The sequence below is a fragment of the Allobaculum sp. JKK-2023 genome (assembly GCF_034745455.1).
Classification (GTDB): Bacteria; Bacillota_I; Bacilli_A; order Erysipelotrichales; family Erysipelotrichaceae; genus Allobaculum.
In genome coordinates this window covers 2,552,394-2,573,444 of record NZ_JAYERV010000003.1, presented here as the reverse complement: position 1 = coordinate 2,573,444, position 21,051 = coordinate 2,552,394, and the positions used below count along the sequence as shown (strand labels likewise).

Genomic DNA, 21,051 nt, shown 5'->3' with positions numbered 1-21,051 from the left:
AATATAGATCCATATTGTCTGAACTGAAAAAGTCGATATTCAGGCCGCTTTCAGAGTCACCACAAAAGAGGTCACGTCACCGCTGCATTCCACCCGGATTTTTCCGTGATGGCTTTCCACAATGCTTTTCGCGATCGCAAGACCTAAGCCATAACGACCCGCAGCGCGGTTTCGGGAGGTGTCCGCACGATAGAAGCGCTCAAAAATCCGCTCTCTTTCTTCAGGTGGAATGGGGACACCGGTATTGGAAATCATCATAACGACTTCCTTGCCCTGGCGGCGCAAGGTTGCGATAACTTTGCCTTGTGAATGCTCAATGGCGTTATCAATCAGAATCGCAATGACCTGAACCAAAGAAGAAGGCTGCCCCATGACTTTAACATCCTCTTCAATATGTTCCACCAGTTCGAGATGCTTTTCAAACATGGCCGCTTCCATGATCAGGCACTGTTTTTCCAGCAGCCGGCTTAAATTGACCGGTTCAAGCTGAAGCTGTGCCTGTTCAGAGCGAGCCAGATCCAGCAAAGACGTAATCAGGCCATTCATCCGGATAGCTTCTTCTTCAATGTTCGTCAGCCACTTGGGATCGTCATCCTGCTGCATTGCTTCCGCGTTGGCCAGAATGACGGCAACTGGCGTTTTCAGTTCATGGCTGGCATCCGCAATAAACTGCCTCTGCTTTTTAAAGGTTGTCTCAATTGGAGCAATCATCCTTGCCACCACAGCCCGGCAAATCAGATAGAGAATGACCTCAAATCCACAGGCAAGCAGAGCCGAGCCGATCATCCGGCGAAAAAGCCGCTTCTGGATTTTGATCGTATCAATCAAGATGACAGCTTTCGTTTTGGTCAGCTGCCAGCAGGTTCCATCCAAATAAAGATTGCCAACCGAATATTCACCCGGATAAGCCGCCTGATAAATCCGGTTTGCCTGGTCAATCACGCTGTTGATATCCACATGTTCCAGATCAGAGGCATATACCTGAAGTGGTGTTCCGTTATCAAAGGTCACAATGCAGACCGGATTGGAGTAGATCAAAGACAGAGTGTCAAGATCAGGAGTCTGCTTACCCTCCTCTTTGGGCAGATAAGGTCCGACCATATCCGGTGCGGAAAACTGCTTGGCCGTCTGGCCAAGCGTATTCAAGGCTTCAATCAGAAAAACGCGTTCCGATTCGTATTCCTGGTAGTTCTGAACACCAAGTACAACCACCACCAGCAAGGAAAAGACCCCAAACAGCATCGCCATCATCCGGCGTTTTAACTCAATCATTTTTGGCGGTTACGCGATATCCAAGGCCGCGCACAGACTTAATTTCGACATTGCTTTCCAGAAGGCGCAGCTTCTTGCGCAGAAAAGAAAGGTACGCTTCAAGGTTGTTGGATTCAATTTCGTTATCCCAGCCCCAGACTTTGGAATAGATCTGATCACGGGTGAGGATCTGGTTAGGATGAGAAAAAAAGTACTCCAGTAGTGCGTATTCCTTCCCGGAAACAGGCATCGCATCCCCCGTAGCTTTCGAACCGAACATGCCGCTTTTTAAATCGAGATACGTATTGCCCAGTTCCAGCCGGTCTTTTTCAATCGGTGAATTTTTCTTGAGCTGAATATCAACTCTGGCCAGCAACTCTTCCATATGGAAAGGCTTGGTCATGTAGTCATCGGCACCATTTTTCAATCCTTTCAGCTTATCGGGAAGTTCGCCGCGGGCCGTTAACATGATGACTTTGGTTTCCGGAGCAAGAGCCCGTATATCTTCCAGAATTTCAAACCCATCTTTTTTGGGCAGCATGACGTCCAGGATCACCAGATCATAAATGCCGCTGCTCGCTTTTTCACCACCCGTTTCGCCATCGGTGGCAATCTCAACATTGTAGGCATGATTGGAAAGCATAGCGGCCGTTGCATGGGCCAGATTCACTTCGTCTTCAACAATCAATATTTTCATCGCAATTTCTCCTTTCATCGCTTGAATATGAATTTAAGTCGACGGGCAGTTTCTCTTTGATCCGTTGCTTCGTTTCTTATGGATTCTTACCAGTAAATTCTGATCGATTTCAATACCTGTCGTTTTTTCTTTCTGCCAATCGTTCATTCCTAGCAGCTTCTATTTTCCATCTGTTTGGCTGCTCTCTTCTGGATTTTTACTATTCAGCCTCATTTCTGGTTACAGCTTCTTTACTTCAACTATACCTGTACAACGAGCAAACCAATGAACTGGAAATCGACAGATCTTGCTGGCAAGAGCATTTTCGTCGCTGTTCGCGTTTTTATCCCTGCTATTGTAAAGAGCAGCTTAAAAATCCGATTAAAACGGATGAAAAAGCCCGCCAGAAAATCTTTTTTTTCAAACCTGATATTATTTTCAAATAAAATTGTCCGAATCCATCTGAACTGACGGCTGAATTTTCCAGAATCCAGATTGATTTTTGCTCTTAATCTGGATATGAATACAATTTCTTTACGGAGTCCCACAAGTTATCCCCTTTAGATAAAGCTATTTTTGACTCGAAATTTATTTATTTCCAGAATTTGATTTTTTTCGTTTTCTGTCTTGCGTTCTCTGCGGATATCGGTTATTATAGTCAAGCGTTGTGGCGATGGAGGCTTAGCTCAGTTGGGAGAGCGTCTGCCTTACAAGCAGAGGGTCAGCGGTTCGAGCCCGTTAGCCTCCACCATCTTGCCGACTTAGCTCAACTGGTAGAGCAACTGACTTGTAATCAGTAGGTTGGGGGTTCAAGTCCTCTAGTCGGCACCATCATGACTCGGTAGCTCAGTTGGTAGAGCACTTGACTTTTAATCAAGGGGTCCAGGGTTCGAATCCCTGCCGAGTCACCATTTATTTTTTGCAGGTGTAGTTCAATGGTAGAACTTCAGCCTTCCAAGCTGACTACGTGAGTTCGATTCTCATCACCTGCTCCAATCGATTACTCCTTCAGATCTTCGGATCTGAGTTTGATAACCGGCCAGATGGCTGGTATTTTTTTTGCACTTTTCTTCCCTGCAGATCCATCTGGAATGCAGGTTATTCAGTAAACAGGAAGAATCGTTGCTCTTCACTTTCCAGTTTCATTCTCATTTCAAATCCAGACCTCTCGTATCCAGGCTATTTTGCCCCAGGCTCTGGTCTGTCCAAGGTCCAGTCTTGATTCATACCTTTCTTCATTGCCTGTTCTTTGTTGCCTCTCCCAATCAAAATTGCAAGTCATCCTGCCGATAAATCAAAGCCACTCCATCCGATCTCGAAATCTCCCGATTTTCAGGCATCTTCGCTCTCTTTTTCCCTGCCAGGGCAGTAGTATTTTTTCAGGATCATTCCAGCCGCCGGGCATTCTTTCTGCATAAAAATCAGCCGGTTTTGCGTGTAAACGTTCTCATGATATTTTCTTCAGAAATCTGATGTTTCTTCTTGCATCTGGCCAAAAATGTGCAATAATAAGTCTCGTTGTTACGGCGAACAGCCAGTCATCGCAAATCCTACTTCTCTTCAAAAAAGTTTTGAAAAAAGTATTTGCGAATGACGATCTGATTTGCTATAATGATCAAGCACTTAAGCAATGGAGGCTTAGCTCAGTTGGGAGAGCGTCTGCCTTACAAGCAGAGGGTCAGCGGTTCGAGCCCGTTAGCCTCCACCATTGCCGACTTAGCTCAACTGGTAGAGCAACTGACTTGTAATCAGTAGGTTGGGGGTTCAAGTCCTCTAGTCGGCACCATTGTGACTCGGTAGCTCAGTTGGTAGACCACTTGACTTTTAATCAAGGGGTCCAGGGTTCGAATCCCTGCCGAGTCACCATTTTTTTGTTTATACCGGATCCTTCAACGGGTCCGTTTTTTATTTCCGTTTTTCTTTTCTTCCTGTCTTCTCTTCCTGTCTTCTCTTTTGATCTTCACGAATTCTTTCCGGCCTTCATATTTCCGGTTCTGTTTTTTCCGTTTGAAACCGGATTGCGTATACTGAAGACATGAAACCAAAAACTGCCTTAATTCTGACCTCATGCTGCTTCTTTGCGGCCGCTGTCGGATTTCTCTTATTTGCCTGGTCTTTAGATACCCCATGGCTCATTTTCGCGATTGTGATGCTTGCCATCGCTTTGATCCTGCGTAAAGTCTTTCCGGCATCCGCAAAACTGTCCAGAGACTTTGATGTGCTCACTGCATCCCCAAAAGACCATGAGGCTTCGAATTCTGACTCCAAAGACAAATAAGCGGCTTCCAGCGCACTTGTGACTCTTTTGTGCAACAAACACAAAGACGGCCTTTCTACACCTTTTCTTTGACCAGCGGCCTTTACCGCTGGTTTTTTGCGGGCAGCTGAAGCCTTTTTCTTTTCTCATTTTTTTCTTGCCGCCCTGGACTCTTCCTTTCTCTTCTCCCCTTTTGGATTGGATGGTTTCAAGTCAGCTGAAGTGCAAAAAGGAGGAGCCCACATCTCCTCCCTTTCATCAGTTGTATCGTTTCGAATTTTAGAATTTGAATCTGTTTTTCAGGCCGCAGATTGATCCACCAGCTTACAATCCTTTGTTGAATCGATTTTCTGCCTGTTCAATTCATCGGCCATTTTGTCAGAGCCACTCTGAATCGAAGTTGAAAAAGAATTCCGGTCCAGCAGAGACAGAGGCAATTATTGCATTCCAAGTACTGTGACAACCGCCACAACAATCAGAAGGACTGCACCAATAATGAAATCCACATACTCAGGTTTCAGCGCAGGTTCCTTTTCAATTTTCTCTCTGTTATCCATACATGTCTTCCTTCTTCTCGTGTTTACATCAACCATCTTTATTCATTTGATAATCCCTCTATAATCAGATGGATTTATCAATCATTTACGATGATTTTGACGCAAGATTGTGGGAATGTCTCTATTGTGTAGGAAACTGGGTAATAAGGCAACCTGAATCGAATCTTCCTGCCCAATTCGTCCGGTTTCCCGGCAAAAACAGCACAAGCTTACTTTTTTCCTGACCAGAAAGCTTCACCTATCCAATCTTGTCCAATCTTGCTTTCAAAAAACAAGACCGCCCAGAACACAAATGCCCCAAACAATCGATCCGTGCCCATTCGCCAGCGAACGAACAGACATAAAAAAACCATCTTTTCCATGAGCGGCAGTCATTTGAAGATGGTTTTCAATTGAGTTCTTTGTCTGGTTCGTTCTTCATCCGATTCCCTCTCGGATGGATTCATTCTTAAATGGTTGAATCTCTAAATCCAAAGGATGAGCGCATTCGTCCAGTTTTCTGTCGATTATCCGCGCTCCGTTTTGACGACTTTGACCGGCAGGTTTTCGGCATCTGGTTCCAGGCCGTCGTCTTTGAGAATCTCTTCTTCAAAGCGGACATTTCGATGGGAGATCTCTTCATTGAGCGTTTCAAAGCCCATCTGTTCGCATAAGGTCGGCTGATCCGCATACAGGGATGTACCAAGCCCTAAGCGATGGCCTTCAATTTCAACGCCCATCGCTTCTAATGTTGTCGGAAAAATATCCAGTGTTGTAAACTCACGTGTTTTGTTAAGGGTATATTCTTTGCCATTGAGAATCGCAAAGTAAGTCCGGCGTGGAAAATCCAGGCCGACACTCTGGTTGATCAGGCTGTCCATTGATAAATGGTCACCAGAAAGCACGATCACCGTATCCTTTGCGAAATCCTGCTGCTGGATCCAGCTGACGAATTCTGCAATCCGTTTGTCGGAGCAGGCAATGACATTTTCATATTGTTCGTCATACGTGTCCGGACAATCCGGGCAGAGATAGCCGTCTTTAAAGTGGGTATCGGCTGTCAGCATCGTGAAATTAAAAGGCTCATCTTCAGAGGCAAGTTCTGTAATTTTGTCTTTGGCAAAATCAACGAGCTTGGAATCTTCAAAGCCCCACCACTCATGATAGCTTTTAGGCAGCATTCCGCTCTGGTGAGCCGCATCGAGGTCAATGATTTCATAATCACCATGCTGGCGAAAATAGTTGGAACGACCGGCATAGCTGGCCTCAGAACCGCACATCAGTACATTCTTGTACCCCTGCTCTTCCAGCAGATCCCCCAGTGAAGTGACATTTGGCATAAACAGCATATTTTCGTCAAAGCTGTGGTTATATTTCGAATTGGCAACGCCAAGCGGGGTTCCGGAAGTCTGGGCAACCATGCCCGCTACCGTCCAGCTTGTCTGGTTGGTGACCAGGCCGCCATTTAAATTCGAATCCTCTGCCGCTTTAAAATTGGTGTTTTCATTGGCAATCTGTGTCAGGTCTGGAATCAGATTGTCTTCAAATCCTCCCCCATCGGCTTGATCCGTGTATGTGGTTTCCATGGACTCCATATAGATATAGATAAGATTTTTCTTTTTTTCAGGGAACTTCAGCAACTGATCAGATGTCGTTACATACTGATCTTCATACAAAGTTGAAACCGTAGATTGTTCTTCCAGGTAATCGTCAATTTTCAGGGCATCATATCCCTGACTCACCTGATAACAAAGCACAAATGCAGTGATGACAGACGTGACCAGAACGGTTGAATTCAAAGTTACAATCGTCTGGCTGGACCAGAGCGGCCGTTTCCCTTCTTTCAACCGTTTGCGATCGCCCAGGGCAACCTTCATATACGCGCCATATAAGATCGTTGCACAGGCGATCCAGAACAGATAATTCAGTGCAAAGCCCTGCAAAATCTGAATGATTGTATTACTGGCCCCTCCCATTCCAACCTGCATGGTATACAGAAACTGAGAGAACGACTCAACTTGTACAATATTGGTGATGTAGTCAATCGCATATAAGACAATGCAGACTAACAGAAATAGAATGTAGGCCGAGGTTCCAATCCAGATGGAAAGATTCTTCCTGTTCTTCTTATTCATGATGATTATTCTAGTCGTCTTTGAGAGGAAAACAAAATTACAAAGCCATCACATTTCGTGATTGTCAGCAACTGTTCGCTGTTTTCGCTTCTGTAAGCGTCGTTCATTGATGAAAAAAATCCCCATAAACACTTAGAGTGACAAAATTTCGAAGAAAGCATTCGTCCCGAAGCCTGATGGTGGACATACTTTTTCAAACGCTTCTAGTGTTGACTGAACTGCCCTCAATGGCTTGTTTCCGTCCATACAGGCTAAAAAAAGAGGCATCTGCTTTATGCAAATCTGCCTCTGAATACATGTTCGATGAAATAAGATCGGCACATCTGGGCCAGCGGGCCAAGAAAAACCATGCAGACGATGGTTCCCACTCCGATCACGCCCATCAGGCTGCTGCCGGCCAGCCAGGAAAAAAGCAGGCAAAGAACGATGCAGGCGCCATCTGTAAGCATGCGGCATAAACCATAGGAAATTTTCCCATTCATTCGTTTTTCCAAAATGACAGCAAGGGCATCATAAGGAGCTACGCCGCCATCAGGCAGCATATAAAGAGCCAGGCCGATGGCCAACAAGGCAATCGCCAGAATCATTGCAACGCTTTGCGAAACGAGATTCACAGGGAAAATCATGCCGGTCACAGAAAATACAAAATCAGCAATGTAGCCGGCGCCAAACATATTCATCAGGCTGCCCAGGCCAATCTGCGAGCGATCCAGAAAAAAGACCGGTACGAGAATGATCAGGTGGCCGAGCATCATGCAGGTTCCAAAATTGATCTGGGTTAAATTTGAAATACTGATTGCCATTGCAGTATAAGGATCCGATCCGGCCGCGGTATAGCGGAACAATCCAATTCCAATTCCGATGAAAAGCACACCCATGGCAAGCATCCCGATTTTTTGTTTATTCATCCTATCCTCTCCTTTAAAGCCACTTTCCGGCTTTCTCTCTCCAGCTCTTTTGGTGTGTAATCTGTTTCCAGATATTCTTATTGCATTTTTTCGCCTGAAGTTTTGTCAGGAGTATCTTCAGATAAAATTCTTGTTTTTTCATCCGATCTTTTTCCGCTTTGAAAACGATCAGTTACAGATTTTGCCGGAGTGCAACCGTTGTTTCAGCCTCTTCAGTCCATCATTATCGTTTTTTCTCAATCCTGATCGAGAAATATGAATCCATTCTGCATTCACTTCTGCTTGCCAAAAGCGAAACAGAAACCATTTTTCAGTCTGCCGGCCAGAACAGATCACCGGATCGTGTCGGATCTGTAAGGGCTTTCCAGAGTAACTTCTCTTTATTTTGATGGGAATCGTTCATCCCTGTCGTCTGCGGGGCAGCGTTCCAGACCAGCTTGAATTTTTATTGCGATGAAATGACCCAGACAGGATGCCCCTTATGATCAGTTGTGCTTTTTTTGGCGGTTCAAAGCTGCTATGCTGCCGATATGGAAAACAGAATTCATTTACCGGCTCTCAGGCCTGGAAACAGGAAAAGAGAGTATCTGGAATATTCAAAAATCGATCGGGCTCGTGTCGTTTATGCCTATCTGACCCGGGATGTCTCGACTCGCATTCTGGATGACAAAATTCTTTGCGTCCCACATAACTATAAAGGATACAAGTCATGGTCAATTCTCGCCTATCTGGGAATTCGCAAAGACTTCAGAAATCTGTTTCACGATTATACCGAGCAGGAGGTTCTGGATGCTTTCGTTGAGGCAGGTCCTGCTTATCAAAATATTGTGAAAGTCTTGCGCCTTGAAGAAATTGCCCCCTGGGACGAGTAATCAGTCTTCCCTGCTTTTTTCCGCGTTTTTTCTGTCCGTTCGAATCGGTCAAACAGAATTCAAAAGCAATAAAAAGGCCATCCTTCGAACATCCTGTTCAAATGATGGCCTGAATTAAGCAGTAAAACCCGTACTCAGCCAAAATTCCATCTTCTGCGCGATAGGCAGTTTCAGATTTTGACTTGACCTTACAGGCTTTGCTTAGTCGACAACGTAATCTTTGTGTTCTTTGGCAACTTTGGCGATGACTTCAACCTCTAACAAAGCGCCCTTTGGCAAGTCCTTCACCGCAAAGCAGCTGCGGGCTGGCTTGTTGATGAAGTATTTGGCGTAAACTTCGTTAAAGGCTGCAAAATCGGCGATATCGGCCAGATAGCAGGTTGTTTTGACTGCGTGCTGGAATCCGGAGCCAGAAGCCTCTAAAACGGCGCTCAGGTTTTTCATGACCTGTTCAGTCTGTTCCGTGATGGTTGTGCCTTCGATTTCCCCAGTTCTTGGGTTGAGTGGGATCTGTCCAGATGTAAAGACAAAGTCATCCACCCTTACAGCCTGGCAATAAGGACCAATCGCTGCTGGTGCATTGGCTGTGCTGATTCTTTCCATTTTGAATTTCTCTTCTTTCTATCAGGCAGGTCCGCCTGAAAAAGCAGTCAATTCTCTGACAACGCCCTTTCAGGCTGACTTGTGATTTTATTTTCTGATCTTGTTATAGGACTTTAGAGATCTTGAAGACAGAAAAGTGCCTTTCCGGCTCCAAAAACAAGCGGAATTTGTCAGGAACTTTTCATCTGACTCTTTTCTTCTCTGTCCAAATTCAATTCTTCAAATTCATTCTTTCAACTACTCAACCAGCCGCAGGCCGTTGGCACGCAGGGCATCATGAACTTCCTGGATATGCTGGAAATCACGCGTTTCGATATTGATGCGCAGAATGCAGGCGGTGATGGATGTTCCTTCGCTGGCTTTTTCATAGCTGACACTGACAACATTGGCATTCAGTGAAGCGAGCAGCTGTGAAACTTTGGCCAGCTGACCTGGACGATCCTCCAGCTGAATCGCCAGAGTATCCGACCGGCCGGATTTGAGCAGGCCGCGTTCGATCACTTTCGACAGAATCGTAACATCGATATTGCCGCCGGAAAGAAGGCAGACAACGTTTTTGCCAGCCACTGGAATCTTGTCGTACATCACAGCCGCTACGCTGACCGCGCCAGCTCCTTCGGTGATCAGTTTCTGCGTTTCGATCAGCTTTAAAATGGCTCCAGCCACTTCATCATCACTGACGGTGACGATTTCATCGACATATTTGCGGCACAGATCGAAAGTATGTTCGCCCGGTTCTTTCACCTGGATGCCATCGGCAATCGTTCTGGCTTCTTCCAGACAGATGATTTCGTCTTCCAGCAGGGATTTGGCCATACTTGGAGCCCCTTCGGCCTGAACGCCATAGATTTTGACATCCGGGCGTAAAGATTTGACCGCAAAGGCAATTCCCGAGATTAACCCCCCGCCGCCGATGGGAACAACAATGGCTTCCACCTCATCAAGCTGGTCGAGAATTTCAAGACCGATGGTTCCCTGGCCGGCAATGACTTCTTCATCATCAAACGGATGAATAAAGGTATAGCCTTTTTCATCCCGCAGCTCTAAAGCTCTCTGATAGGCATCATCATAAACCCCTGGCACCAGAACCACATTGGCTCCATAGGAGCGGGTGGCTTCCACTTTAGAAATCGGTGCGCCTTCTGGCAGACAGATGGTGGCTTCAATGCCTGCTTCCTGGGCAGCAAGAGCTACCCCCTGGGCATGGTTGCCCGCTGAGCAGGCGATAACGCCATGGCTTTTTTCCTCTTCAGAGAGCTGGGAAATTTTATAGTAAGCCCCCCGCAGTTTGAAACTGCCGGTACGCTGCAAATTTTCAGTTTTTAAGAAGACATCCACACCCTCTTTGATCTTCAAAGCCGGGATCAAGTCCGTTGTCCGGGCCGTGTCTTTGAGGATGTATCTGGCATGGTAGATTTTATCTAAACTGAGCATTCGGTAATCCTTTCTTAGCGGCCTGGGTTTCAACAAACTGACGGGCACAGCGTGCCGAGCGCCCGCCTTTGGCAAGCGCAAAGGCTTCGGCTTCATGGTCAAGTTCAGAACCGGTCAGGTCCAGACCATATTCCTGAGCGATCTGGTGAACCAGATCGAGGTATTGATTCGCGTTGGGTTTTTCAAAGAACAGGCAGAGTCCAAAACGCTGCGAAAGCGATAAGGTTTCCTGCAGGGTATCCCGGCGGTGCATATCATCACCGCTTCTGGCCGAGATGGATTCTTTGACCAGATGGCGGCGGTTGCTGGTGGCATAAATGACAGTATTGGAACTGCGGGCCGAAACGGATCCTTCCAGGACCGCTTTCAGAGCCGAGAAAGAATCATCGTTTTCCGCAAAAGACAGATCATCAATGTAAACCACAAATTTCAATGGTTCTAAAGCCAGTTTGTCTAACAGATCCGGCAGAACATCCAGCCGATCTTTGGACACTTCAATTAAGCGCAGGCCTTCCTTGGCAAAGTGATTTTCCAAAGCCTTAATGGAGGCGGATTTGCCGGTTCCAGCATCGCCATATAAAAGCAGATTGGAACTTGGAAGACCATCTAACAAAGCCTGGGTGTTGTCGATCATCGCCTCATGCTGGAAATCATAGCCATACAGCTGATCGAATGTAATTGGATCCGGATTGCGCACGGCTGCCAGCTCCAGCTCCGGCTGGTTTTTCAGACGGAACATAGTGGCCCTGGCAAACATGCCGATTCCACGGCGATCGATGTCCATCAGACAGTTCAGGTATTCTGCCTGCATGTCGATCCATTTGCCATACCAGCCGGTGCGCCCATTCAGGCCTAAATCTTCCGGAATCACGGCCGCCGCCTGACCAAGGGCATTCAGCTCGCTCATCGCGCTGTTGAGCATCCGCTCGGGAAATTCCCGGTTGGTCTGCGTGCTCAGTCTTGCCAGGCATGTATCCAGAGAAAAGATCGTCTGGCGCAGGTATTCTCCCCAGTCATCCGTGTTCTGTTCATAGAGCAGGCCGGTAAACCGGGCAGCCGCCTGTAAAAAGCGGCTGCTCTTTTCGGCATGGGCATCCAGCATTTCAACGAATGCGCAGAAAATCGGATTGTCATAGAGCGGCATGAACACCGCTAACTGGTGAAGCCTTTGATTGAGCCCGTCAATCATGAAAGAACCGCTCCCTTATCAGCACCCGAAACAAGGCGGGAGTAGCGTTTGAGGTAGCCCTTCACATCTTTCTTTTCTTTGACCGGCATTTCGGCTTTCCGTTTTGCCAGTTCTTCTTCATCCACAAGCAGTTCAATGGAGTAGTCGGGAATGTTGATCGAGATCCTGTCCCCATCTTTGACATAGGCAATCAGACCGCCTTTGACAGCTTCCGGTGTGATATGACCAATCGCTGCCCCACGCGTTGCCCCCGAGAAACGACCATCTGTAATCAGGGCAACTTCTTTATCTAAGCCCATCCCGGCAATGGCCGAGGTTGGTGAAAGCATTTCGCGCATACCCGGTCCTCCAGCAGGTCCTTCATAACGGATCACCACAACATCCCCAGGTTTCACGCGACCGCCAAAAATGCCGACAATGGCTTCTTCTTCGCTGTCAAAGACAACGGCCGGGCCGGTATGGCGAAGCATTTCGGGAGCCACAGCGGAGCGTTTTACGACACATCCCTGAGGCGCAATGTTGCCTTTTAAGACCGCCAGCCCGCCGGTTGCGGTGAATGGATTGTCGATTGGACGGATGATGGTTTCATCCAGATTGATGGCATCCGCGATATTTTCATGAAGAGTTTTGCCGGTAACCGTCATCACACTCGTATCAATCAGGCCAGCCTCTTCCAGCTCCTTAAGAACGGCATATACGCCGCCAGCCTGATCCAGATCTTCCATATAGGTTGGGCCAGCAGGAGCGAGATGGCAGACGTTTGGTGTCTTTTCAGAGATGCGGTTTACTTCATCCAGATCGATATCAATGCCGCATTCATGGGCGATTGCCGGCAGATGGAGCATGGAGTTGGTGGAACAGCCAAGCGCCATATCCGCGGTGATCGCATTTTTAAAGGCAGCTTCGGTCATAATGTCACGGGGACGGATGTCTTTTTCAATCAGATCCATGATCTGCATCCCGGCGTGTTTAGCCAGTTCAAGGCGACGGGAATAGACAGCAGGAATGGTTCCATTGCCTTTTAAAGCCATACCGAGAACTTCGGACAGACAATTGTGGGAGTTGGCGGTATACATACCCGAGCACGAACCGCAGGATGGGCAGGTATTCAGTTCGAATTCTCGCAGCTTGGCTTCATCGATCTTGCCGGCTTTATAGGCGCCAACGGCTTCAAACATGCTGGACAGCGACGTTTTATGATTATCAATCCGGCCGGCTAACATTGGACCGCCGGAAACAAAGATCGTTGGCAGATTCAGCCGGGCAGCGGCCATCAGCAGACCGGGAACATTTTTATCGCAGTTTGGAATCATCACCAGGGCGTCAAACGCATGGGCTAAAGCCATGGATTCCGTAGAATCCGCAATCAGATCGCGCGTCACCAGGGAATAGCGCATTCCGTTGTGGCCCATGGCAATCCCATCGCACACCGCAATCGCCGGGAATACGATTGGTGTTCCGCCAGCCATGGCAACGCCGGTTTTTACGGCCTGAGTAATTTTATCGAGGTTCATATGACCGGGAACAATTTCGTTGTAGGAAGAAACGATGCCGACGATTGGACGGTCGATTTCTTCTTCAGTCAGACCAAGAGCATGCAGCAGGCTTCGCTGCGGGGCTTTTTCCAGCCCTTTTTTCATCTCATCACTTTTCATCTTCGTATTTTCCTTTATGTGTATATAGGTTGTATATGTATGGGTTGTATATATGTATAGGGGTTATAGGAGAATTTAGGTTCTGTGCTGGATTCATCCATTCGCTTTTCTTTTTCGTCCATCTTCTGAAAACTTCTCCAGGATCCAGACGGCTTTTAGATGGCCAGATAGAACAAAAGCCCGCTAACGGGCTTTTGATTGGTTCAAATTGTAAGATTCAGGCAGTTTTGCATTGACTTCTTTCTATCTTCTTTCGGGCATCTTTCTACTTTTTGAAGCAGGAAGACTTCACGGAAGCAGACTGGATCAACAATGGCCTGAATGGGAATCATCGAAAGACGAAACTTAGTTGTTGACCAGTTTGTCTTCATCAGCCCAGCTGTACAGAGCGCGAACTTCTTCGCCGACTTTGGAGCTTGGATGCTCTTTGGCGCGTTTGCGCATCGCTTTGAAGTGAGCCTGGCCGCCCGCATCGGACATGTCGAGCAGGAAGTCTTTGGCGAATGTACCATCCTGGATGTCTTTGAGGATCTGTTTCATGGCTTTCTTGGTCTCGGCAGTGATGATCTTTTCACCCGTGATGTAGTCGCCATATTCAGCTGTGTTGGAAATGGAGTAACGCATGCCTTCAAATCCGGACTGATAGATCAGATCGACGATCAGCTTCATTTCGTGAATGCATTCGAAGTAAGCATTGCGCGGGTCATAACCAGCTTCCACTAAGGTTTCAAAACCAGCCTGCATCAGGGCAACCACACCGCCGCAAAGAACAGCCTGTTCACCGAAGAGGTCGGTTTCTGTTTCCGTACGGAATGTCGTTTCCAGAACACCGGCCCGGCTTGCACCGATACCGGCTGCATACGCAAGACCGAGGTCAAGCGCATCGCCAGTCGCATCCTGTTCAACCGCAATTAAGGATGGAACACCTTTACCCGCTTCGTATTCGGAACGAACCGTGTGGCCTGGTCCTTTTGGGGCAACCATGATGACGTTGACGTCAGCTGGTGGAACAATCTGGCCAAAGTGGATGTTGAAGCCGTGCGCAAATGCGAGAGTTTTGCCAGCACTCAGGTTTGGTGCGATCTCCTTACGGTAAACATCTTTCTGTTTTTCGTCTGGAATCAGGACCATAACGATATCAGCCGCTTTTGTTGCTTCAGCGACTGGAAGAACTTCAAAGCCCTGTTCTTTGGCTTTGGCAGCAGATTTACTTCCTTCGTACAGACCAATCACAACATCAGCGCCGGAGTCGCGCAGGTTTAAAGCATGAGCGTGGCCCTGTGAGCCATATCCGATGATGGCGACTTTTTTGCCTTTCAGGCGGTTAACGTCGCAATCCTGTTCATAAAAAATTCTGTTTTCCATAAAGAGTTCCTTTCTGATCGCAGTCGTATCGAACGAATCCCTCATGGCTTTGACATTTCGTTTTCAAGACTGGCTGGAAGATCCTTGTCTTGCCTGGAGCAGGGCTTCTGTCCAGATCTGGGAAGAGGGCGCATCTTTTTGCGGCCCGCTTTTGGCTTTGTCAAAGTCGTTTCTGAGTTTTTCGAATTTTTTTGGGCTGTTGTCTGCGAATTTTGACGCAGTTTCAACAAAAGATCAAGAATTTTATTTCAAGCTTTTTCATTTTCATTGAAAATTGTTTTCATTTGTTTTGTCCTCTCATTTCTTGAAAGCGGTTTACAGAGATTGCCATTTCCCCCATCCTGCTACCAGACTGACTGAACTGAGCCTGGATCAACTCCAGATCCGTTCAGCGTTTTTCTGGCTGTCTTTCGCAAAACGCGAAGTCAAATTTAAATGATCTTTCAAGTTGCCTTTCAAATGACTTTTCAGATTCCGTAAAAACCAGCAATTAATTGCCTTCCAGCTGATCAATGCGGGCTGCCCGGTTCAGTTCCATCAGGGCAAAATCATCCTGCTCCGCATCGGTTAAGTAATGGCAGCCGCGCTGCAAGGCGACAACCCCCGTGCGGCTCATTTCCAGAATGCCATAGGGAGCCACAACGGTTAAAAACGCATCAATCTTGCTGGACTCACCCGTGATTTCAACGCAAAGCGTATTGGGTGAATAATCAATAATCTTGCTTCGGAAAATATCCACCGCCGAAACGATATCCTGGCGGGTTTCCGGGGTATTTTTCAGTTTAATCAGCGCCAGTTCACGAGAGACGCGGTCGTTGACCACCATTTCCTTGACGTGTTTGACGTTGTAGAGTTTGCGCAGCTGCTTGACACATTGTGAACGAATCTTTTCATCTCCGTTTACCGAAATCGTAATGCGTGAATAGCGAGGATCTTCGGTAGCACCAACGGTTAATGAGTTGATGTTGAAATCCCGGCGCGTAAACATGCTGGTGACACGGGTCAGAACACCGGCCGAGTTGTCTACCAGACAGGCAATTTCAAATCGTTCCATCAGATTTCCTCCCGCATCGTGATGATGTCATCCATACTTCCACCAGGCGGCAGCATGGGCAGAACAAATTCATCTGGATCAATCTTGACATCAATCAGCACTGGTCCGGATTTGGCCATCGCTTTGGCGACCGTTTCCGGCAGCTCTTCCAGGGTATCCACATGGAAGCCCGGAATGCCAAAAGCATTGGCAATTTTGACAAAATCTGACTTTCTGTCAGACAGATCGGTATTGGAATAGTGCTGGTTATAGAACAGGGTCTGCCACTGACGAACCATGCCCAGCGTGCCGTTATTGAAAACAACGATCACAACCGGAACCTGGGTTTTATACAGCGTAGCCAGTTCGCCCAGGTTCATGCCAAAGCTGCCATCTCCAGTAAAGAGAATCGTGCGCTTTTTCGAACCAAAGGCGGCTCCAATCGCAGCGCCAAGGCCAAACCCCATCGTTCCAAGACCGCCAGAAGAAATAAAGGTTCTTGGCTTCTGGAATGGATAGTACTGGGCTACCCACATCTGGTGCTGGCCGACATCCGTCGCAATCGGTGTCGAAGCGTCGGTATATTTGGTGATTTCGTTAATCAGTGCCTGCGGAGTGAGTTTGCGGGGATCAAGAAGCTGATCCTGCTGGAACTGTTCTTCCAGTTTGAGCTGAGCAATGCGGGCATGCCATTGCGGATGTTCTGTCTGTTCCACTTCACTGATCAGACGGCAGACTGCATCATGAATATCCCCGGCCAGGCCTAAGTGAACAGAGATGTTCTTGTTCAGCTCAGCCGCATCGATATCGAACTGAATGATCTTGGCCTGTTTGGCATATTTTTTAACATTCCCTGTTGCCCGATCCGAAAAACGGCAGCCGATCGAAATGATCAGGTCGCATTCGTTCTGAGCCATGGAGCTTGCGTAGTGGCCATGCATGCCCTGCATGCCTAAAAACCTTGGATAATCAGTTGGAATCGCTGAAAGACCCATTAATGTACTGCCGATCGGGGCATCAATTTTCTCGGCAAGTTCCATCACCTGCTGGGAGACATCTGCGCCTAAAGAACCGCCGCCAATGTAGATAAAAGGACGGCTTGCCGCATTAATCATGCGGGCCGCTTCTTTCATCTGAAAACCATTCACGGTTTTTTCCGGGATCTTGCGCGCCCGGCCTAAAGGCTTATATTCAGTCACCGCCTGCTGCACGTCTTTTGGCACATCGACCAGGACTGGACCTGGACGGCCGGATTTGGCAATTTCAAACGCTTTATGCAGGGTGATGGCGAGATCTTCAACGGAATGAACGAAGAAGTTGTGTTTCGTTACCGGTAAGGTGACGCCGGTAATATCGACTTCCTGAAACGAATCCCGTCCAATTAAAGACGTTGAAACGTTGCCGGTGATAGCGACCAGCGGAACAGAGTCCAGATAAGCGGTCGCAATACCGGTGACCAGGTTTGTTGCTCCAGGACCTGAGGTCGCAATGACGACTCCAGTCTTTCCTGTCGCCCGGAAATATCCGTCAGCGGCATGACAGGCGTGCTGCTCGTGGCTGGTCAGCACGTGATTCAGCCGGTCCGAATATTCATAAAGGGCGTCATAGAGATCAATGACCTGTCCGCCAGGATAGCCAAAGACAGTGTCGACACCCTGTTCGAGCAGGGTCTCAACGATGATTTCAGCACCGCTTTTTTTCATAATTACCTTCCTTTTCACAAATTGTGTTACGACCGTTATAACACTTACGGTTTTTGCCTTCAACAGCCCCCTGAAAACGGTTATGTTTTTTGCATGTTTTTTCCATTTTCTTTCATTCCTTTACATCAGCTTCTAAAAACGTCCAGTGGGTAGAAAGTCGAAGAAAAAAAGAAGATGGAAAAAAGATCAGCAATCTGAATTTGAGCACAGATTGACTGATCGACCACCGATTTACGGTGTTTTTCCGGGCGTTCTTCCATTGTAATCACACAAAAACCCGAAATCAAAGAAGCATTGACATCTGGCTTGCATCTTGCAACAAAAGAGTCTGGAAATGTACCTCTTCGCATTACAATTCAAAAATCCGTTTTATTTCCCGATCCAAAGGGCACCGCCTTACTTTCTTTGCGCGACAGAAAAGGATCTGGAAGGGATCTGTATCCAGCTCCACAAATGACTGCCCTTGGATCAAATATGAACTGCTTAATCTCATGATGATGTCTCTTTTATTTGGTCTGGTCTGGCCAGTTTAAAACCGTTGACGGATCGAAGGCACCGATGCCGATTGGACCGAAAAAAAAGCAGACCACACAAGGATGCAGTCTGCAAATTGAATCTTGATTGTCTCTTCTAAAACTCGATCCGTCCAAAACAAGCGCACAGATTATTCGTTTGCCTCAGGGGAGCCAATGGGTGTTGGCGCTGGTTCGGGGGTAACGACTGGTTCTGATGGTTCAACAGGCGTTGTCGGCTCTGCTGGAACATCGGGAACTGGCGTGGGATCCGGAGTTGGTTCTGGAGTTGGTTCTGGGGTTGGCTCAACCGGGATAATTGGATCAACCGGAACATCAGGAGCCGGGGACGGATCCACTGGCTGGACTGGCGTAACAGGCTCGACCGGTATCACTGGCGTTATTGGGGCTGGATCCACCGGGGTGTAGTTGTAATCTGGTGTCGGTGTATATACCGGGGTATACGTATTTGTATTGGTGTTTGTATCCGGCTGTACAACAGGTGTCGTTGGATAAACAGCTGTCTGGCCGCCCGTTGCGGGTTCGAACTGCGGGATCTGTTCCTGCGGCTGATCGGATGGCGCTTCGCTGTTCTGGTTGTCATCCTTATTTTCTTCTTCGTTGGTATCCTTTGCCTCTTCGGTCTTCAATGGCCGTTTGGTGTCGTCACCAGAAAGAATGACATCCGTATAGTACTTGGAATCTGCAGAGATTTCCGCATTTAAAGCAGCCAGGCCCATCTGTTCAATCAGCGTTGGCTGATTGGAGTACAGGCTGACACCAAGACCTAAACGATGGCCTTCAATCTCAATCCCCATCGCTTCCATGATGGTTGGAAACATATCCAGCGTGCAGTAATCACGGGTTTTATCAAGCGTGTACTCCGGGCCGTTGAGGATCACAGAATAAGCCTGGCGCTGATACCCAGAACCAGTGGTTTTGCCAACAGAGGCATCCATGGAAAGGTGGTCACCAGTGATCACTACGGTTGTATTTTTATAAAAGTCCTGCTGCTGGATCCAGTTGACAAATCCAGTCAGCTGGCGGTCCGTACAGGAAATCACGTTTTCGTATTGGGTTTCGTGTTCGTCTTTACATTCTTCACATTTGTACCCATCTGCGAAGTGTGTATCGGCCGTCATGATGGTCAGGTTGAACGGTGCGTCCTGGCCTGCCAGCTCCGTCAGCTTGCTTTCAGCCCACCTGTACAATTTCTTATCTTCAAATCCCCACCATACGCGATAACCGGCCGGGATCGCCTGATCATGCACGGCGCGGGCGTAGTCTAAAATATCATATTCGCCATGCTGCTCATAATAGTTGCTTCGGCCAGCGAAAGCTCCATCAGAACCGCACATGAAGTAGTTGTTATAGCCGTTTTCTTTGAGAATCTGGCCCATCGTGGTCAGATGCGGCATGAACTTGTCAGACGCTGAGAAATTATGGTTGAACTGACCGTTGCCGACATTGAGCGGCACACCGGCAGACATGGCAACCAGACCTGCTACGGTCCAGCCAGAGTTATTGGTGACATTCGCACCATTTAATTCCGTTGTGCCTTTTACAGAGAAGTCAGTTGCATTGTCGGCCTTTGCCAGATTGTACAGGTTAGGAATCAGATCGTCCTGAAAGCCGCCGCCATGTTCCAGGCTGGTGTAGGAAGATTCCATCGATTCCACCACGATATGAATCAAGTTTTTCTTCTGAGCCGGGAACGTAATTTTCACGTCCGTTGGTTCAACGAACTGATCCTCATATAAAGTCGATTCACGACCGGCATTGTCGAGGTATTCGCCAATGCCCAATACTTCCCACCCCTGATAGAGCTGGGAGCTGAACAAACCACCGATGACCAATGCTGCACCAAGAACGGAGCAGTTGAAGACATAGCCGGCACGTTTGCCATTAAAGAAAGTCCGACCTTCTTTTTTTGCTTTATTGTGCTGCAGGCAGAAGTAAATGTAGTAAGCAAAAATCAGCGTTCCTACAATCAGCAGCAGCCAATAGTTATGAAAGAAGCCGCCAATGGCTTCCCCGACAGTTCCCTCAGCCCCTTCAGTACCGGCGCTCAGGGTATAAATTACCTGTGAAAAGCTGGTGAGCTGAATTGTATCCGTCAGATAATGAACGGTGTAGGCTACAATGCAGGTCAGCCAGAACAGCAGGTAGATCAAAGTTCCAATAAAAATCCACATAGTCTATTCCTTTCTAAGTCATTCCAGGGAGTCAGGACTGAATGCGATCAAAAAAAGAGCACTGGATCAGGCAGGGCCTGCCAGGCTTTATCGGAGAGGTTGGTTCTCCGCATGGCAATGTTAAGCATTCCTTGGCTAAGATACAAGGTTTTTTGGGGAATTACCATCAGAAAATAAACTGCAGCCGCAATCTTTCGATAATGAGTTGACATATGGTCGATTTCCTGCAAGGACGCTGCCCGCTTCTTAAAGGGAATTTTCCCTGTCACAGGCGCCGGACAGCAAAGCACTGGAAATAGACGGATATGAAAAAAGCGCCCACAATTGGACGCGGATTTTTTCTCAGGATCGGCTTTCGCTGACTTCCACTTTTACTTTTGAACCATCTGGCTCCACATCAAAAGTGATCTTGGAAAAAGCTTCGAGATCATTGGCCAGAATATCGCGGACAGTATCAAAAACTACGTCCTGGCTGGCTTCCGTTGGTGTGTCGTATTCAATGGATGTGACGATGTGCTTCTTTCCCTTGATATCGGTCAGTTCTTTTACAATTGGATTCATTGACTTTACCCTCTAGCAGAAGTTTACTCTAAAGAATTTTCCAAATCAATTTGGGATAGAGATCGCAGTTCCTTCTGATTCGAATCCTTCTTTCAAGCGTTTTCTTTTCTTCATGCTGCTCATACTTTACCATATTTCAGGCATATCAATTGCCCATCTGATCCAT

15 protein-coding genes and 7 tRNA genes are annotated in these 21,051 nt (G+C 47.5%); 9 read left to right on the top strand and 13 right to left on the bottom strand.

All coding sequences use genetic code 11. The annotated features are described in order from the left end of the window. Positions 1-39: 39 nt before the first annotated feature. Positions 40-1,272, bottom strand: coding sequence for a sensor histidine kinase (locus tag U4956_RS10425; protein ID WP_323090610.1), 1,233 nt, complete (start codon positions 1,270-1,272; stop codon positions 40-42). Beyond that, positions 1,265-1,948, bottom strand: coding sequence for a response regulator transcription factor (locus tag U4956_RS10420; protein ID WP_323090608.1), 684 nt, complete (start codon positions 1,946-1,948; stop codon positions 1,265-1,267). Before U4956_RS10420 ends, U4956_RS10425 begins: the two co-directional genes overlap by 8 nt. 654 nt (positions 1,949-2,602) lie before the next feature. Here U4956_RS10420 and U4956_RS10415 point away from each other — a divergent pair. From U4956_RS10415 to U4956_RS10380, 8 genes are all read left to right on the top strand, one after another. Next, positions 2,603-2,678: transfer RNA gene (locus U4956_RS10415), tRNA-Val, on the top strand. Positions 2,679-2,682: 4 nt separating this feature from the next. Then, positions 2,683-2,758, top strand: a tRNA-Thr gene (locus U4956_RS10410). A 4-nt stretch (positions 2,759-2,762) separates the two neighbouring features. Next, positions 2,763-2,838, top strand: a tRNA-Lys gene (locus U4956_RS10405). Positions 2,839-2,848: 10 nt separating this feature from the next. Beyond that, a tRNA-Gly gene (locus tag U4956_RS10400) sits at positions 2,849-2,922 on the top strand. A gap of 637 nt (positions 2,923-3,559) precedes the next feature. Continuing rightward, positions 3,560-3,635: transfer RNA gene (locus tag U4956_RS10395), tRNA-Val, on the top strand. 2 nt (positions 3,636-3,637) lie between these two features. After that, positions 3,638-3,713 (top strand) — tRNA-Thr (locus U4956_RS10390). A 4-nt stretch (positions 3,714-3,717) separates the two neighbouring features. After that, a tRNA-Lys gene (locus tag U4956_RS10385) sits at positions 3,718-3,793 on the top strand. A 169-nt stretch (positions 3,794-3,962) separates the two neighbouring features. Further along, positions 3,963-4,205 (top strand): hypothetical protein, encoded by a 243-nt coding sequence (locus tag U4956_RS10380; RefSeq protein ID WP_323090607.1) that lies wholly within the window; start codon positions 3,963-3,965, stop codon positions 4,203-4,205. Positions 4,206-5,247: 1,042 nt separating this feature from the next. Here U4956_RS10380 and U4956_RS10375 read toward each other — a convergent pair. Both U4956_RS10375 and U4956_RS10370 read right to left on the bottom strand, forming a co-directional pair. Continuing rightward, positions 5,248-6,855, bottom strand: a complete 1,608-nt coding sequence (locus U4956_RS10375) for an LTA synthase family protein (protein WP_323090606.1) — start codon at positions 6,853-6,855, stop codon at positions 5,248-5,250. A gap of 272 nt (positions 6,856-7,127) precedes the next feature. Next, positions 7,128-7,763: a hypothetical protein gene (locus tag U4956_RS10370; RefSeq protein WP_323090605.1), complete on the bottom strand. Its 636-nt coding sequence runs from the start codon at positions 7,761-7,763 to the stop codon at positions 7,128-7,130. A 530-nt stretch (positions 7,764-8,293) separates the two neighbouring features. On the opposite strand from U4956_RS10370, the gene U4956_RS10365 reads away from it, so the two are divergent. Next, the gene (locus tag U4956_RS10365) at positions 8,294-8,635 is read left to right on the top strand and encodes a hypothetical protein (RefSeq protein ID WP_323090603.1); all 342 of its coding nucleotides are present in this window, start codon (positions 8,294-8,296) and stop codon (positions 8,633-8,635) included. Between the two features lie 201 nt (positions 8,636-8,836). Here U4956_RS10365 and U4956_RS10360 read toward each other — a convergent pair whose 3' ends face one another. The 9 genes from U4956_RS10360 to U4956_RS10320 form a co-directional block, all read right to left on the bottom strand. Beyond that, positions 8,837-9,238 (bottom strand): RidA family protein, encoded by a 402-nt coding sequence (locus tag U4956_RS10360; RefSeq protein WP_323090602.1) that lies wholly within the window; start codon positions 9,236-9,238, stop codon positions 8,837-8,839. Between the two features lie 237 nt (positions 9,239-9,475). After that, entirely contained in the window at positions 9,476-10,672 is a 1,197-nt protein-coding gene (gene ilvA, locus U4956_RS10355; RefSeq protein WP_323090600.1) for a threonine ammonia-lyase, read from the bottom strand. Further along, complete coding sequence (locus tag U4956_RS10350) at positions 10,656-11,861, bottom strand: ATP-binding protein (protein WP_323090599.1); 1,206 nt, start codon at positions 11,859-11,861, stop codon at positions 10,656-10,658. Before U4956_RS10350 ends, ilvA begins: the two co-directional genes overlap by 17 nt. After that, positions 11,858-13,516, bottom strand: coding sequence for a dihydroxy-acid dehydratase (ilvD, locus tag U4956_RS10345; RefSeq protein WP_323090598.1), 1,659 nt, complete (start codon positions 13,514-13,516; stop codon positions 11,858-11,860). Before ilvD ends, U4956_RS10350 begins: the two co-directional genes overlap by 4 nt. A 345-nt stretch (positions 13,517-13,861) precedes the next feature. After that, positions 13,862-14,881, bottom strand: coding sequence for a ketol-acid reductoisomerase (gene ilvC / locus U4956_RS10340; protein ID WP_323090596.1), 1,020 nt, complete (start codon positions 14,879-14,881; stop codon positions 13,862-13,864). A gap of 490 nt (positions 14,882-15,371) precedes the next feature. Next, positions 15,372-15,935 carry an acetolactate synthase small subunit gene (gene ilvN / locus U4956_RS10335; protein WP_323090595.1) on the bottom strand — a complete coding sequence of 188 codons (564 nt, stop codon included), beginning with the start codon at positions 15,933-15,935 and terminating at the stop codon, positions 15,372-15,374. Then, complete coding sequence (gene ilvB / locus U4956_RS10330) at positions 15,935-17,617, bottom strand: biosynthetic-type acetolactate synthase large subunit (RefSeq protein WP_323090594.1); 1,683 nt, start codon at positions 17,615-17,617, stop codon at positions 15,935-15,937. Before ilvB ends, ilvN begins: the two co-directional genes overlap by 1 nt. A gap of 664 nt (positions 17,618-18,281) precedes the next feature. After that, positions 18,282-20,324: an LTA synthase family protein gene (locus U4956_RS10325; RefSeq protein WP_323090593.1), complete on the bottom strand. Its 2,043-nt coding sequence runs from the start codon at positions 20,322-20,324 to the stop codon at positions 18,282-18,284. A 342-nt stretch (positions 20,325-20,666) separates the two neighbouring features. Continuing rightward, the gene (locus U4956_RS10320) at positions 20,667-20,885 is read right to left on the bottom strand and encodes a hypothetical protein (protein WP_323090592.1); all 219 of its coding nucleotides are present in this window, start codon (positions 20,883-20,885) and stop codon (positions 20,667-20,669) included. Between the last annotated feature and the right edge of the window lie 166 nt (positions 20,886-21,051).

Coding starts and splice junctions, on each gene's coding strand:
- U4956_RS10380 (WP_323090607.1), top strand. CDS start 3,963: ATGAAACCAAAAACTGCCTTAATTCTGACCTCATGCTGCTTCTTTGCG.
- U4956_RS10365 (WP_323090603.1), top strand. CDS start 8,294: ATGGAAAACAGAATTCATTTACCGGCTCTCAGGCCTGGAAACAGGAAA.
- U4956_RS10420 (WP_323090608.1), bottom strand. CDS start 1,948: ATGAAAATATTGATTGTTGAAGACGAAGTGAATCTGGCCCATGCAACG.
- U4956_RS10375 (WP_323090606.1), bottom strand. CDS start 6,855: ATGAATAAGAAGAACAGGAAGAATCTTTCCATCTGGATTGGAACCTCG.
- U4956_RS10425 (WP_323090610.1), bottom strand. CDS start 1,272: ATGATTGAGTTAAAACGCCGGATGATGGCGATGCTGTTTGGGGTCTTT.
- ilvN (WP_323090595.1), bottom strand. CDS start 15,935: ATGGAACGATTTGAAATTGCCTGTCTGGTAGACAACTCGGCCGGTGTT.
- ilvA (WP_323090600.1), bottom strand. CDS start 10,672: ATGCTCAGTTTAGATAAAATCTACCATGCCAGATACATCCTCAAAGAC.
- U4956_RS10370 (WP_323090605.1), bottom strand. CDS start 7,763: ATGAATAAACAAAAAATCGGGATGCTTGCCATGGGTGTGCTTTTCATC.
- ilvB (WP_323090594.1), bottom strand. CDS start 17,617: ATGAAAAAAAGCGGTGCTGAAATCATCGTTGAGACCCTGCTCGAACAG.
- U4956_RS10350 (WP_323090599.1), bottom strand. CDS start 11,861: ATGATTGACGGGCTCAATCAAAGGCTTCACCAGTTAGCGGTGTTCATG.
- U4956_RS10325 (WP_323090593.1), bottom strand. CDS start 20,324: ATGTGGATTTTTATTGGAACTTTGATCTACCTGCTGTTCTGGCTGACC.
- U4956_RS10360 (WP_323090602.1), bottom strand. CDS start 9,238: ATGGAAAGAATCAGCACAGCCAATGCACCAGCAGCGATTGGTCCTTAT.
- U4956_RS10320 (WP_323090592.1), bottom strand. CDS start 20,885: ATGAATCCAATTGTAAAAGAACTGACCGATATCAAGGGAAAGAAGCAC.
- ilvC (WP_323090596.1), bottom strand. CDS start 14,881: ATGGAAAACAGAATTTTTTATGAACAGGATTGCGACGTTAACCGCCTG.
- ilvD (WP_323090598.1), bottom strand. CDS start 13,516: ATGAAAAGTGATGAGATGAAAAAAGGGCTGGAAAAAGCCCCGCAGCGA.